This window comes from Sphingoaurantiacus capsulatus, assembly GCF_042648405.1.
In the GTDB taxonomy this organism is placed as follows: domain Bacteria; phylum Pseudomonadota; class Alphaproteobacteria; order Sphingomonadales; family Sphingomonadaceae; genus Sphingoaurantiacus; species Sphingoaurantiacus capsulatus.
Map to the genome: position 1 here is coordinate 142,278 of NZ_JBHRXV010000011.1, position 13,084 is coordinate 155,361.

At 67.4% G+C, this 13,084-nt stretch carries 16 protein-coding genes, 1 tRNA gene and 1 riboswitch; of the genes, 8 read left to right on the forward strand and 9 right to left on the reverse strand.

Translation table 11 applies throughout. The features are described 5' to 3' along the window. Positions 1-3 precede the first annotated feature (3 nt). The 6 genes from ACFOMD_RS12845 to ygfZ all read right to left on the reverse strand — a co-directional run bounded on the left by ACFOMD_RS12845 (position 4) and on the right by ygfZ (position 5,587). Positions 4-447 carry a nucleoside deaminase gene (locus ACFOMD_RS12845; RefSeq protein WP_380861984.1) on the reverse strand — a complete coding sequence of 148 codons (444 nt, stop codon included), beginning with the start codon at positions 445-447 and terminating at the stop codon, positions 4-6. Positions 448-461: 14 nt separating this feature from the next. Continuing rightward, positions 462-1,484 carry an ABC transporter substrate-binding protein gene (locus ACFOMD_RS12850; protein ID WP_380861986.1) on the reverse strand — a complete coding sequence of 341 codons (1,023 nt, stop codon included), beginning with the start codon at positions 1,482-1,484 and terminating at the stop codon, positions 462-464. Positions 1,485-1,489: 5 nt separating this feature from the next. Then, a complete protein-coding gene (gene thiC / locus ACFOMD_RS12855; RefSeq protein WP_380861988.1) occupies positions 1,490-3,388 on the reverse strand; it encodes a phosphomethylpyrimidine synthase ThiC in 1,899 nt (632 codons plus the stop codon). A 48-nt stretch (positions 3,389-3,436) separates the two neighbouring features. Further along, positions 3,437-3,549: riboswitch (TPP riboswitch) on the reverse strand. Between the two features lie 88 nt (positions 3,550-3,637). Next, positions 3,638-4,075, reverse strand: a complete 438-nt coding sequence (locus ACFOMD_RS12860; protein WP_380861990.1) for a DUF2141 domain-containing protein — start codon at positions 4,073-4,075, stop codon at positions 3,638-3,640. Then, positions 4,011-4,796, reverse strand: coding sequence for a sterol desaturase family protein (locus ACFOMD_RS12865; protein ID WP_380861992.1), 786 nt, complete (start codon positions 4,794-4,796; stop codon positions 4,011-4,013). The genes ACFOMD_RS12860 and ACFOMD_RS12865 overlap by 65 nt, the downstream gene beginning before the upstream one ends. After that, positions 4,793-5,587, reverse strand: a complete 795-nt coding sequence (gene ygfZ / locus ACFOMD_RS12870; protein WP_380861994.1) for a CAF17-like 4Fe-4S cluster assembly/insertion protein YgfZ — start codon at positions 5,585-5,587, stop codon at positions 4,793-4,795. The genes ACFOMD_RS12865 and ygfZ overlap by 4 nt, the downstream gene beginning before the upstream one ends. Before the next feature lie 141 nt (positions 5,588-5,728). Here ygfZ and ACFOMD_RS12875 point away from each other — a divergent pair, with 141 nt between their 5' ends. Together ACFOMD_RS12875 and ACFOMD_RS12880 are read left to right on the forward strand one after the other, a co-directional pair. After that, positions 5,729-7,069, forward strand: coding sequence for a dihydroorotase (locus ACFOMD_RS12875; protein ID WP_380861996.1), 1,341 nt, complete (start codon positions 5,729-5,731; stop codon positions 7,067-7,069). Between the two features lie 114 nt (positions 7,070-7,183). Next, a complete protein-coding gene (locus ACFOMD_RS12880) occupies positions 7,184-7,894 on the forward strand; it encodes a PEP-CTERM sorting domain-containing protein (protein ID WP_380861998.1) in 711 nt (236 codons plus the stop codon). A 64-nt stretch (positions 7,895-7,958) separates the two neighbouring features. Here ACFOMD_RS12880 and ACFOMD_RS12885 read toward each other — a convergent pair whose 3' ends face one another. The 3 genes from ACFOMD_RS12885 to ACFOMD_RS12895 form a co-directional block, all read right to left on the reverse strand. Continuing rightward, a complete protein-coding gene (locus ACFOMD_RS12885; protein WP_380862000.1) occupies positions 7,959-8,633 on the reverse strand; it encodes a DUF1134 domain-containing protein in 675 nt (224 codons plus the stop codon). A gap of 95 nt (positions 8,634-8,728) precedes the next feature. Further along, the gene (locus ACFOMD_RS12890) at positions 8,729-9,409 is read right to left on the reverse strand and encodes a fumarylacetoacetate hydrolase family protein (RefSeq protein WP_380862002.1); all 681 of its coding nucleotides are present in this window, start codon (positions 9,407-9,409) and stop codon (positions 8,729-8,731) included. After that, entirely contained in the window at positions 9,390-9,590 is a 201-nt protein-coding gene (locus ACFOMD_RS12895) for a DUF1289 domain-containing protein (RefSeq protein ID WP_380862004.1), read from the reverse strand. Before ACFOMD_RS12895 ends, ACFOMD_RS12890 begins: the two co-directional genes overlap by 20 nt. A gap of 57 nt (positions 9,591-9,647) precedes the next feature. Here ACFOMD_RS12895 and ACFOMD_RS12900 point away from each other — a divergent pair, with 57 nt between their 5' ends. The 6 genes from ACFOMD_RS12900 (at position 9,648) to arsB (ending at position 13,084) form a co-directional block, all read left to right on the forward strand. Beyond that, complete coding sequence (locus ACFOMD_RS12900; RefSeq protein ID WP_380862006.1) at positions 9,648-10,445, forward strand: crotonase/enoyl-CoA hydratase family protein; 798 nt, start codon at positions 9,648-9,650, stop codon at positions 10,443-10,445. Positions 10,446-10,490: 45 nt separating this feature from the next. Beyond that, a tRNA-Ser gene (locus tag ACFOMD_RS12905) sits at positions 10,491-10,583 on the forward strand. Between the two features lie 124 nt (positions 10,584-10,707). Then, complete coding sequence (locus tag ACFOMD_RS12910) at positions 10,708-11,046, forward strand: ArsR/SmtB family transcription factor (protein ID WP_380862008.1); 339 nt, start codon at positions 10,708-10,710, stop codon at positions 11,044-11,046. Between the two features lie 11 nt (positions 11,047-11,057). Next, positions 11,058-11,546 carry an ArsI/CadI family heavy metal resistance metalloenzyme gene (locus tag ACFOMD_RS12915; protein ID WP_380862010.1) on the forward strand — a complete coding sequence of 163 codons (489 nt, stop codon included), beginning with the start codon at positions 11,058-11,060 and terminating at the stop codon, positions 11,544-11,546. Positions 11,547-11,549: 3 nt separating this feature from the next. Then, positions 11,550-12,062: an arsenate reductase ArsC gene (locus ACFOMD_RS12920; protein WP_380862012.1), complete on the forward strand. Its 513-nt coding sequence runs from the start codon at positions 11,550-11,552 to the stop codon at positions 12,060-12,062. Beyond that, on the forward strand, positions 12,059-13,084 hold the full coding sequence (gene arsB / locus ACFOMD_RS12925; protein WP_380862014.1) for an ACR3 family arsenite efflux transporter: 1,026 nt from the start codon (positions 12,059-12,061) through the stop codon (positions 13,082-13,084). Before ACFOMD_RS12920 ends, arsB begins: the two co-directional genes overlap by 4 nt.

Sequence of the window (13,084 nt, forward strand, 5' to 3'; positions counted from 1 at the left end):
CGCTCAGGCCGGCTCCCCGATATCCTCGTTCCACAGTTCGGGCCGCTCGGCGATGAAGCGGCGCATTAACTCGATGCAGGTGTCGTCCTGCAGCACCTCGACCGCGACGCCGCGCGAGCGGAGATGCTCTTCCTCGCCCATGAAGGTGTGGTTCTCGCCGACGATCACCTTGGGGATGCCGTAGAGCAGGATCGCGCCCGAGCACATCGAGCAGGGCGACAAGGTCGTGTAGATCACCGACCGCCGATAGACCTCGGCGGGATGCCGCCCGGCATTCTCCAGCGCATCCATCTCGCCGTGCAAGGTCGCGCTGCCCTGCTGCACCCGCCGGTTATGCCCGCGCCCGATGATCTTGCCGTCGCAGACGATCACCGAGCCGATCGGAATGCCGCCCTCGGCATAACCCTGCCGGGCTTCCTCGATGGCGGCGGCCATGAATTCGTCCATTGGGCGTCCTCCTGTCAGCGCGACAGGGTGGGGCGTTCGGCGCGTGCCGGCAAGTAGCGGCGGTCGAAGATGGCGCGGGTTTTCGGCGTGCGTTGGAGTTTCTTGGTTTCGACCATCGTCTTGATCGAGCGGGTCAGGCGCGCGTCGCCGGTGCCGAGGCGGCGGCCTTCGGGGTGGCTCATCTCGTTGGCGATCGTGCCGGTGAGGCGGGTGAGTTCGACGTTGGGGTTGAGCGACGGGTCGCGCTTCGTGACGGCGGCGATGGCGGCTTGCGGGTCGCGGAGGGTGTCGGCGACGGCGCGGTTGATGGCGCGGACGACGCGGCGGGCGGCGTCGGGGCGGTTCTTGAGCAAGGTCGGCGAGGCCATCAGGGCGCTGCCGTAGAAGTCGGGCAGCACCGCGTCGTAGCGCAGGAAGCGCAGCACTTTCGTGTCGAGGCCGAGGGTCATCGCGGCGGCGGTCTGCGTGGTAGAATAGCCGAATACCGCGTCGGTCTCGCCGGCGAGCATCGCCTTCACCAGATCGGCCATGCTGGCGTCGCGGATCACCGGGGTGATCGAGGCGGGGTCGAGGCCGGTGGCGCGGGCATAAGGCGGGAAGGTTTCCGCCGCCACATCCTTGTCATGCGCGCCGATGCGCTTGGCCGTAAGGTCGCGCGGGGTACGGATCGGGCCGTCGGCGGCGACACCGATCACCGAGGGCGACTGATTGAACATCATGTAGATGCCGGTCGGCGCGGCGGTGGGGCGAGCGGCCGCCACCTCGATCAGCGAATTGATGTCGCCATAGCCGAGGTCGAAGCCTTCCGCCGTCATGCGCGGCGCCGCCTTGTAGGCGCCCTGGCCGGCGGTGAACTCGACCTCCAGCCCCTCGTCGCGGAAATAGCCCTTGTCCTCGGCGACGACGAACCAGGCGTTGGCGCCGCTCCAGCCCGAATTGAGCAGCATCCGCAGCTTGGTCGGCGCGGCGAGGGCCGGGCGGGCCAGCGGCAGCGCCGCCAGCCCGGCGATGACCGCGCGGCGGGAGAGAGGCGGCATCCGCCTCACTCCGCCGGCAGGTAGATTTCGCCGCCCTTCTCGCGGAACTTGTCGCTCATCTCCGCCATGCCCTTGTCGGCGTCGGCCTCTGCCATCGGCTGCGCGGCGAGGAAGGTGTCGGCGGATGCGTTCTGTTTCGCCGCGAACTCGCGCACTTCCTGCGTGATCTTCATCGAGCAGAATTTGGGGCCGCACATCGAGCAGAAATGCGCGGTCTTGGCGCCTTCGGCGGGCAAGGTCTGGTCGTGGAACTGCTCGGCGGTTTCGGGGTCGAGCGACAGGTTGAACTGGTCGCGCCAGCGGAACTCGAAGCGGGCGCGGCTCAAGGCGTCGTCGCGGGCCTGCGCCGCCGGGTGGCCCTTGGCGAGGTCGGCGGCGTGGGCGGCGAGCTTGTAGGTGACGACACCGACCTTGACGTCGTCGCGGTCGGGGAGGCCGAGATGCTCCTTCGGGGTCACGTAGCAGAGCATCGCGGTACCGAACCAGCCGATCATCGCCGCGCCGATCGCCGAGGTGATGTGGTCATAGCCGGGCGCGATGTCGGTGGTCAGCGGCCCCAATGTGTAGAAGGGCGCCTCGCCGCAGGCCTCGAGCTGCTTGTCCATGTTGGCCTTGATCTTGTGCATCGGCACATGGCCGGGGCCTTCGATCATCACCTGGCAGTCCTGCTCCCAAGCGATCTTGGTCAGCTCGCCCAATGTCGCCAGCTCGGCGAACTGTGCCTCGTCGTTGGCGTCGGCGATCGAGCCGGGACGGAGGCCATCGCCGAGCGAGAAGCTGATGTCATAGGCGCGCATGATCTCGCAGATCTCGGCGAAATGCTCGTAGAGGAAGCTCTCGCGGTGATGCGACAGGCACCATTTCGCCATGATCGAGCCGCCGCGGCTGACGATGCCGGTGACGCGCTTGGCGGTCAGCGGAATGTAGGGCAGGCGGACGCCGGCGTGGATGGTGAAATAGTCGACGCCCTGCTCGGCCTGTTCGATCAGCGTGTCGCGGAAGATTTCCCAGTTCAGCTCCTCGGCGATGCCGCCGACCTTCTCCAGCGCCTGGTAGATTGGGACGGTGCCGATCGGCACCGGCGAGTTGCGGATGATCCATTCGCGCGTCGTGTGGATATTGCGGCCCGTCGACAGGTCCATGACGGTGTCGGCGCCCCAGCGGGTCGACCACACCATCTTCTCGACCTCCTCGGCTACGCTCGAGGCGACGGCCGAATTGCCGATGTTGGCGTTGATCTTGACGAGGAAGTTGCGGCCGATCGCCATCGGCTCGGCCTCGGGGTGGTTGATGTTCGCCGGGATGATGGCGCGGCCGCGGGCGATCTCGTCGCGCACGAACTCGGGGGTGACATAGTCGGGGATCGACGCGCCGAAGTCCTGGCCATCTCGGGCGGCGATCTCGGCGGCTTTGGCGCGGCCGAGATTCTCGCGGATCGCCACATATTCCATCTCGGGCGTGATGATGCCGCGGCGGGCATAGTGCATCTGGCTGACGTTGGCGCCGGGCTTGGCGCGCAGGGGGCGCTTCTCGACGTTGGGGAATTCGGCCTGAATCTCGCTCTTGCGCGCGCCGCGGAGACCATTGTCCTCGGGGCGGACCTCGCGGCCATCATAGCGCTCGACGTCGCCGCGGCCTTCGATCCACGCCTGCCGCAGCTTCGGGAGGCCGGCCATGATGTCGATGCGGATGTTGGGGTCCGAGTAGGGGCCAGAGGCGTCATACACGCGCAGCGGCTTCTCGCCCGAGGTCGGCTCGAGGTCGATCTCGCGCATGGCGACGCGGACATCGGGGAACAGCTCGCCCGGCACATGCACCTTGCGGGAGGCGGGCAGCGGCCCGGTGGTGACGCCTTTCATGCCTGCGGCGCCTGGCATCTCGGTGCGTGCGTTAATGTCGGCCATCAGAAAACTCCCGCAAGTCATTGGTCGCACGGCGGGAGCGGTGGCGCGAAAAGCGCTGGGTTCCGTTTCCTACGCCGGTGCGAACCGGATCAGGTTCGGAGGGTTTGGCGCCGCACTTGGCGCTGTCTCAGCCCGCTGCTCGGGCACCCCTGGGAACGCGCGGACGATGCGCCGGGAGGGGTGGGAGAGTCAATGAAGCTCGCTCAATCGTCCTCTTTGCGGAGGCGGGGATGACGGGTTGAAGGTGGCTCAGAGATAATATCTCATCTTGATGGCCTGCATCGGCTCAGCGCTCGGGTCGAACCGTACCTTGTCGAACGCCGGCGGGCCGAATATCAGGCGGGGGTTCCGGCTGAAGCCGATGCCTTCGGTGGGCATGCCGACCACGCTCTTGTCGAGCTTGCGGTTGCCGTTCTCGTCGTGGATCACCGAGACGGCGTAGGCGCCCGGTGTCAGACCCTCGACGGTCAGCCGCACTTCAGGCGCGGCGGGGGCTGCGACGCGGCGGACACCTTCGACCTTCGCGCAATCGGGAAAGCCGTCGGCGCGGGGGAAGACGCAGACGCGCACCTCGCCCTCGCTCGACCGCAGGCCGACCAGCATGATCGTGAGCGTGACGGGCTCAGGAGGGGCGCTCGACGCGCCCATCAGCAGCAGCGCGGCGCCTGTCATCATCATCCGGTGCATGCGCCAACTCCCCCGACAAACCCCGGTCGGTATCGCACAGCCGGTCCCAGAAGCGGAAGTAGAGGCCGAAGTTGCAGCGATAGTCCGTGTGGTGGCGGTGATGGTGCGAGGCGGAGATCATCGCCGCGCCGAACGGGCCGGCAAGCCAGCGCTTCGGGAAAATCTCCCAGCCGATATGGTTGGTGACGCCGAAGAAGGTCATCACGGTCAGCACGATGCCGAGCGCCGCGACATGAATGGGAATCAGGAAGGTCAGCGCCGGGATCAGCAGTGCGCCCGACAGCGACTCCCACGGGTGGAAAGACATGGCGGCCCACGCGGTCGGCGGGCGGCTGTCGTGGTGGATGGCATGCATCAGGCGGAACAGCCGCGGCCGGTGCATCGCGCGGTGCGTCCAGTAGAAATAGCTATCGTGGATAAAGAGATAGGCGAGGATGCTCAGGGGAATCCACAACAGGCTGTGCGCATTCCAGTCGGTGTAGATCTGCGTCCAGCCGAGCTGCTTCCACGCGTAGAGGGTGAGGCCCGCCGGGGCGCCGTAGATCGCGGCGGCGGCGAGCGACCAGCCGATCTCCCGGCGCATCTGCCCGCGCATCCGCTCCCCCGCGTACAGGCCGGGGTGGCGGCGGCCGGTCAGCCAGGCGAAGCCGCCCGACACCGCCAGATAGCGCACCGCGACGATGGCGATCATGGCGAGGACGGCGGCGGCAAGCTCGATCATTCGGCGCGGGGACCGGCGCCCAGCCAGCTCGGCCATTCGATGGTGACGGCAGCGCCGCCGAGGGTCAGCGGTTCGCCGGCCTGTTCGACGCGCATCAGCGCGACGCCGTGGCCGCCGTGGTGCGAGATCAGCTCGCCCGCCTCGCGGTCGCCGGCGCGCAGGCTGCGCTCCTCTTGCGGGTCGGCCGTCAGCAGCACCGGCAGCAGCCGCTTCCGCAGCTTGTCACGGTGGTGCATGCGGGCGGTGTTCTCCTGGCCGACGTAGCAGCCCTTGGTGAAGGACACGCCGTTCAGCTCGACCGCGTTCGATTCGAGCCACATCAGTCTGTCGACGGGATAATCGTCGCTATCGGGGACGCCGAGCGACAGGCGGTGCGCGATGTAGTCGGCGAGCGTCGCGGTCGTGTCGGCGCTTTCGGCCATCCAGCGGCGGCCGAGGCCGGGGAGGCGGGGGTCGTAAGGCGCGTCGCTCTCGCCGTCCCAGGCGGCGAACACCTTCAGGTCGCTGGCAGCAACGGTGACGTCCTTGCGCAGCTTGTACATGGTCAGGCGCTTGAGGAGGTCGGGCGCGCGCGCTGCGGGCACATCGGCGAGGATCGTGTCGCCGGTGTCGAACAGGATCATGTCGAACAGATATTTGCCCTGCGGGCTGAGGAGGCCGGCCCACAGCGGCTTGTCGGGCGCCAGCGCGTCGACGTCGTTGGTCAGCAGCCCCTGCAGGAAGGGCCGCGCCTCGCCGCCCCCGATACGAAGGACGGCACGGTCGGTGAGCGCGGCGATCTGGGTCATCATGTGAAGCTAAGGATTGTCGTGCGCCCCCGCCAGTCCAACCCGCCCCACATTCGTCATACCGGCTTTCGCCGGTATGACGGGGAGGGGGAGCGGCGGCGTTGCGGCTTTAACCGAAGCGGCGACTCTGGCATTGGTTTTGGCATGGCAACCAACCAGACCTTCGACATGATCCTCCGGGGCGGCGGCGTCTACACGCCCGGCGGCCTGACCGAATGCGACGTCGCGGTAAGCGGCGGCAAGATCGCGGCGCTGCTGCCGCGCGGGGCCGGGAGCGCCGGCGAGACGGTGGATTGCACCGGCCTCACCGTGCTGCCGGGCGCCATCGACACGCAGGTGCATTTCCGCGAGCCGGGGCTGGAGCATAAGGAAGATCTGGAGAGCGGCAGCCGCGCCGCGGTGCTGGGCGGCATCACCGGGCTGTTCGAAATGCCGAACACCAAGCCCAATACCGACACCGCCGACGCGCTCAACGACAAGCTCGGCCGCGCCAAGGGCCGTATGTGGTGCGACCACGCCTTCTACGTCGGCGCGACCAACCACAATGCTGAGGCGCTGAAGGAACTGGAGATGCTCCCCGGCTGCTCTGGCGTGAAGATCTTCATGGGCGCCTCGACCGGCGACCTGCTGGTGTCGGACGACGATTGCCTGCGCGAAGTGCTGAAGAACGGCCGCCGCCGCGTCGCCATCCACGCCGAGGACGAGCCGCGGATGCAGGAGCGCGCCGCCTTACGCGTCGCCGGCGACGCGTCGAGCCATCCGGTGTGGCGCGACGACGAATCGGCGATGAAGGCGACGCGGCGCATCGTGGCGCTCGCGCGCGAAACCCGCCGGCGCATCCATGTGCTGCACATCACCACGCCCGCCGAGCTCGAATATCTGGCGACCTGCAAGGACGTGGCGAGTTGCGAGGTGACGCCGCAGCATCTGACGCTGGCGGGGGAGGAGGCCTATCCACGCCTCGGCACCTTCGCGCAGATGAACCCGCCGATCCGGTCGGGCGCGCATCGCGACGGGCTGTGGCACTGGCTGGCGCAGGGCGTGCCCGACGTGATCGGGTCGGACCATGCGCCGCACACCCGCGAGGAGAAGGCGAAAGCGTATCCGGACTCGCCCTCGGGGATGCCGGGGGTGCAGACGCTGCTGCCGCTGATGCTCGACCATATGAACGCCGGGCGGCTGAGCCTGCAGCGGCTGGTCGACCTGACCTCGGCGGGGGCGGCGCGGCTGTTCGGGCTGACGGGCAAGGGGCGCATCGCTGCCGGCTATGACGCCGATTTCTCGATCGTCGACCTGACCGGCGAGTGGAAGATCAGCAGCGACTGGCTGGCGAGCCGCTGCGGCTGGTCGCCGTTCGAGGGCATAACGCTGAAGGGCCGCCCGGTCGGCACGATCATCCGTGGGCGTCGCGTGATGTGGGAAGCCGAGCTGATCGGCACGCCCGCAGGCGAACCGATCCGCTTCGACGAGACGATCCGGGCCTAAACCGTCGGTTTAGTTTACAAATCTTGTACGCGTGCCTCCAGGAATGGCGCATTTCCGCCACTGGCCCGGGGCTTGCATATGGCCCCTGGCGTTCGATTTGGGGGATTTTCCAGGATGATGAAGTTCAAGGCTGCGGTGCTGGCCACCGCGCTGCTGTCCGGCGTGCCGACCTTCGCTGCCGAGCTGCTGACCAACGGCGGCTTCGAGGCCGGCAATCTCAGCGGCTGGAGCCGTACGGGTCCGCACTCAGGCGGCTGCAACAGCAACTATACCGTCGGCACCACCGGTTCGACGAGCGGCTGCACCGGCTTCGGCCCGTACAATAGCTTCACCAATCCCACCGAAGGCAGCTACGCCGCCTACAACTCGCTCGACGGCTCCGCCGGGTCGACTTACGCGATATCGCAGACCGTGCTGCTGCCGAATGCGATCGGCGATGCGACGATCAGCTGGTCGGACGCTGCCGGCGGCGGCGCCGGTTGGAACTGGGCGCAGCCGCGCACCTTCTCGGTCGACCTGTTCAACGGTGCAGCGCTCATCGGTAACGTCTACAACGCGACGTTCACCAACAATGGCGGCGCCGGCTTCTTCCAGAACTGGACGGTGCGGAGCATCGACGTGATGTCGCTGCTGTCGGGCTTCGGCGGTCAGTCGGTGACGCTGCGCTTCAGCAACTTCATTCCGCAGACCTCGACCGGCCCGGCCTCATTCGCGATCGACAATGTGTCGTTCGACGCGACGGCCGTGCCGGAGCCCGCGATGCTCGGCCTGTTCGGCCTCGGCGTCGCCGGTCTGGCCGGCCTGCGCCGCCGCAAGCGCGCCTAGTTCGCAGCGGGACAAAGAAAAGGAGGGCCGCTGCGAACCGGGTTCGCGGCGGCCCTTCCTGGTTTCAGAGCGGCAGGATCTTCGCCTTCTTGCTGTAGCTGAGATAGCCGACGTTGGCGCCGAGGCGCCAGCCGACCCCGAGCTTGATCGGCACCAGGATAGTGTCGCCGCGCTGGTGGTAGTTGGCGGTGAAGCCGCCCAGCACATAGACCTTGCCCTCAACCGCCGGGTAGCGCCGGAACAGCTCCTCGGCGTCGTTGAGGTTGTAGATCAGCGTGAAGGTCTTCGAGCCGTCGCCGCCGACATCGAAGCCCACGGAAGGCCCGGTCCAGTGGACGGGCTGGTCGCCCTCGACCTTGTGATGCAGCACGCCGCTGCCGTAGCGGACGCCGACGACGATCGCGCCGCTGACTTCGCGGCCCGCGATATAGGCGTTGGGCTTGCCGAGGTCGGCGAAGGCCTTCTCGATCAGCTTGGCGGCGCCTTCCGCGCCCTTGCCGAACACGCCTTCGGCGGCGGCGAGGATGTCGTCCTGCTCATAGCTCGCCGGCTGCACCGGCGCGGCGGGCGCCTCGGCCGGGGTGGTGGGTGCCGGCGGCGTGACCGGCGCGGCGGGCGTGGTGGTGACCACGCCGTCCTCGGGGATCGGCGCCAGATCCTCGTCGGCGGTCTGCGCCGCCACGGGCGCAGCGACGAGCGCGAAGGCCAGCAAGGCCGGCAGCGCGGTGCGGATGGTCATGGCGTCGTCTCCCCCGGATCGTTCTGGGCGCACCATAAGCAGGCGCGAATCCCCAGATCAACGACCGTGGCTTTCGCCACGCTGAACCGAGTCGCTTATGCGCCGAGCCGTTCGGCTTCGACGCTGTTGGCGAGGATTCCGAGGCCGGTGACCTCCACTTCGACGCGGTCGCCGGCCTTCATGAACAGCGGCGGGGTGCGCTTCACGCCGACGCCGCCGCAGGTGCCGGTGGCGATCATGTCGCCCGGCCGCAGCTCGGTGAAGGTGGAGATATATTCGATGAGCGTTTCGACATCGAACAGCATCAGGTCGATCGCGGTGCGCTGCACTTCCTCGCCGTTGAGGCGGGTGATCAAGGTCTGCGCCTTGTAGTCGCCGAACTCGGCCGGCGTCAGGATATGCGGGCCGTAGCTGCCCGAGCGATCGAAATTCTTGCCGGGGGTAAACTGGCCGGTGTGGCGCTGCCAGTCGCGCAGGGTGCCATCCTGAAAGCAGGTCCAGCCGAGGATATGGTCGAGCGCCTTCCCGCGGCTGATGCGCCGCCCCGGCGTGCCGATAATCAGCGCCAGCTCGCCTTCAAAGTCGAAGTCGCTCGATTCCGGCGGGAGGAGCAAAGGCTCGCCATGCTGGACGAGGCTCTGCGCGCCGCGGGTGAAGATCATCGGCTTTTCCTGCGCGGCGCGGCCCATCTCGTCGCGGTGCGCCGCATAGTTGACCGCGGCGCAGAAGATGCGGCCGATCGGCGGCAGCGAGGGGTCATTCAGCGCGATCGGCATGGGCTTCTCCGTGGATGGCATCGAGTTTGGCCCGGCGGGCGGGCAGGGCGGCGAGGATGACGGCGTGCTCGGCATCGCCGACGCTCGCCCAGGCGGCGATCTCGGGCAGGCTGCGCGCGCACCCCAGGCACCAGCCGGTGGCGGCGTCGATCGAGCAGACCTTCGTGCAGGGCGACAGCATCGCCTGTCCGAATAGCGCGGTGGACAGCGGCTGTCGCGCCCGGCATCCATGCGGGCCATGAGCCTTTTGACCTTTGAACGCCGCGGCGCCATCGCGCTGCTGACCCTCAACCGCCCCGAGGCGATGAACGCGCTCGGCGCCCCCGGCGATGGCGACGCCATCGCCGCCGCCTGTGCCGAGGTGAACGCCGACCGCTCGATCCGCTGCGCGATCCTGACCGGCGCGGGGCGGGCCTTCTCGGCGGGCGGCGACGTCAAGGCGATGCGCGACCGCGCGGGGGCGTTCAGTGGCGGGCCCGTCGAGGTGCGCGAAGGCTATCGCACCAACATCCACCGGCTGGCGCGCGCGCTCTACGGCCTCGAAATGCCGGTGATCGCCGCGGTCAACGGCGCCGCCATCGGCCTGGGCTGCGATGTCGCCTGCCTCGCCGACATCCGCATCGCCGCCGATACGGCCAAGTTCGGCGTCACCTTCCTGAAGCTCGGCATCATCCCCGGCGACGGCGGCGCGTGGCTGCTGCCGCGCAGCATCGGCATGAGCCGGGCGAGCGAGCTGCTGTTCACCGGCGACGTGGTCGACGCCAAGACGGCGGCGGAGTGGGGGCTGGTCAGCCGCGTGGTGCCCGCCGACACCTTGATGGACGAAGCCTGGGCGCTGGCGGAGCGGATCGCCGCGCAGCCGCCGCAGGCGCTGCGGCTGGCGAAGACCCTGCTGCGGCAGGGGCAGACCGCCAGCTACGACACGATCATGGAGATGAGCGCCACCGCGCAGGCGATCATGCACATGACCGAGGATCACGTCGAAGGCGTCAACGCGCTGCTCGAGAAGCGCGCGCCCGATTTCAAAGGGCGATAACGGCTTGTTGAACAGGCGGGGCGTCGTCTATATGCCCCGCTCGCGGGTGTCGTGGCCGAGCGGCTGAAGGCGGCGGTTTGCTAAACCGTTATACGTTGTAAAGACGTATCGAGGGTTCGAATCCCTCCGACACCGCCACTCCATTCGAAGATCTTGATCAAGGTATCCGGGGTTGACCCCGGGTGCCTTGGCGCGCGTCGTCGATTGACGTTTCGACAATCATCGAATATTTCGACTCTCATCGAATTGATGGAGTCGCCGGATGGATCAAGACGCAGCAGTTACCGCGCTCGGCGCGCTCGCGCAGGACACGCGGCTCAGCGTGTTCAGGCTGCTGGTGAAGGCCGGGCCGAACGGCATGACCGCTGGTGACATCGCCACCGCTGTCGGCGCACCTCCCTCTACGATGTCTCATCACCTCGGTGGGCTGGAGCGCGCCGGGCTGGCGTCGTCGCGCCGGGACGGTCGAGCGGTTATTTATGCCGCCGATTACGAGGGCACGCGACGCCTGCTCGCCTTCCTGATGGAGGACTGCTGCCAAGGCCGTCCCGAAATCTGCGGGAGCGGCATCGCCGCGCCCGTCAACTGCACCACTTGCTGAAGGAAGCGGACATGAAGCGCCTGCACGTCCATGTGAGTGTCGAGAATTTGCAGCAGTCGATCGGCTTCTACTCGACGCTGTTCGCGAACGAGCCGACCGTCACCAAGCCGGACTATGCGAAGTGGATGCTCGACGATCCGCGCTTGAACTTCGCGATCTCGACCGGCCAATGTGCTGCCACCGGCATCGAACACCTTGGCATACAGGTCGAGACAGCGGCTGAGCTGTCGGAAGTCTATGACCGGCTGAAGGCGGCCGACCGGCCTGTGCTCGAGGAAGGCGCGACGACCTGCTGCTACGCGAAGTCGGAAAAGAGCTGGATCGCCGATCCGCAGGGCGTGGTGTGGGAAACCTTCTTCACAACCGGCGAAGCGACGGACTACGGCGTCGGGCCGGGGCTGAATGGGCTGACATCGGCGAGCGCCGCAGCGGATGCCTGTTGCGTGCCTGCGATGCCTGCCATCGTCGCGCCCGCCAGCGCCGACAAGTGCTGCGCGTGACCCATGGCGAGCCGCACCTACAACGTCCTGTTCCTCTGCACGGGTAACTCGGCGCGGTCGATCCTCGCCGAGGCGATCCTGAACCGCGAGGGCGGGGGGCATTTCCGCGCCTTCAGTGCCGGCAGCATGCCGAAAGGCGAGGTTCACCCCTGTTCGCTCGATGTCCTGCAAAGCCTCGGGTACGATACCAGCGGGTTCAGGTCGAAGTCGTGGGACGAGTTTGCCGGCCCGGCGGCGCCCGCGATGGATTTCATCTTCACCGTCTGTGACAACGCAGCCGGTGAAGTCTGCCCGATCTGGCCGGGCCAGCCGATGAGCGCGCACTGGGGCATTCCCGATCCTGCTGCCGTCGAAGGATCAGCTGCCGAGCAGCACGCCGCGTTCTTCGACGCCTATCGGATGCTCTCGCGCCGCATTTCGCTGTTCACCGCGCTTCCGCTCGCCAGCATCGACCGGATGAGCCTGAAAGGGAGGCTGGACGACATCGGCGCGGTTGGGCCAGCCGCGTCCTCATGAGCGGATTCGAGCGTTACCTTTCGCTTTGGGTCGGTCTCTGCATCCTCGTCGGCATCGGGGCAGGCGCATTCGCGCCCGAGTTCTTCCGCGTGGTCGCCGATGCGGAGCTTGCGCGGGTCAATCTGCCGGTGGCGCTGCTGGTGTGGCTGATGATCGTCCCGATGCTGCTGAAGATCGACTTCGGCGCGCTCGGGATGGTGCGTCAGCATGCACGCGGCGTCGGTGTAACGCTGTTCATCAACTGGGCGGTGAAGCCCTTCAGCATGGCGCTGCTGGCGACACTGTTCATCGGCTGGCTGTTCCGGCCGCTGCTGCCGGCGGCACAGATCGAAAGCTACATCGCTGGGCTGATCTTGCTGGCGGCCGCGCCTTGCACGGCGATGGTCTTCGTCTGGTCGAATCTCTGCGAGGGTGAGCCGCACTACACCCTTTCCCAGGTGGCGTTGAACGATGTGATCATGGTTTTCGCCTTCGCGCCATTGGTGGCGTTCCTGCTGGGCGTCGCCTCGATCACGGTGCCATGGGAGACGCTTCTCCTGTCGGTGGCGCTCTACATCGTCATTCCGGTCATTTTCGCGCAGGTGCTGCGGCGAAAGGTGCTGGCCGCCGGCGGAAAGCCGGCGCTCGACGCGCTTCTTTCGCGAGCGGGGCCAGTGTCGATCATCGCGCTGCTGCTGACGCTGGTGTTGCTGTTCGGCTTCCAAGGGCGTCAACTGCTCGATCAGCCGCTCGTCATTGCGCTGCTGGCGGTGCCGATCCTCGTCCAGGTCTATTTCAACGCGGGGCTGGCCTATTGGCTGAGCAAGAAACTTGGCGTCGCGTGGTGTGTCGCTGCGCCGGCAGCGCTGATCGGGGCGTCCAACTTCTTCGAGTTGGCCGTGGCGACGGCGATCAGCCTGTTTGGCCTGCATTCCGGCGCGGCGTTGGCAACGGTGGTTGGCGTCCTCGTCGAAGTGCCGGTCATGCTGACCGTTGTCGCGTTGGCGAAGCGAAGTCGAGGATGGTACGAGTCGAGTCGATAG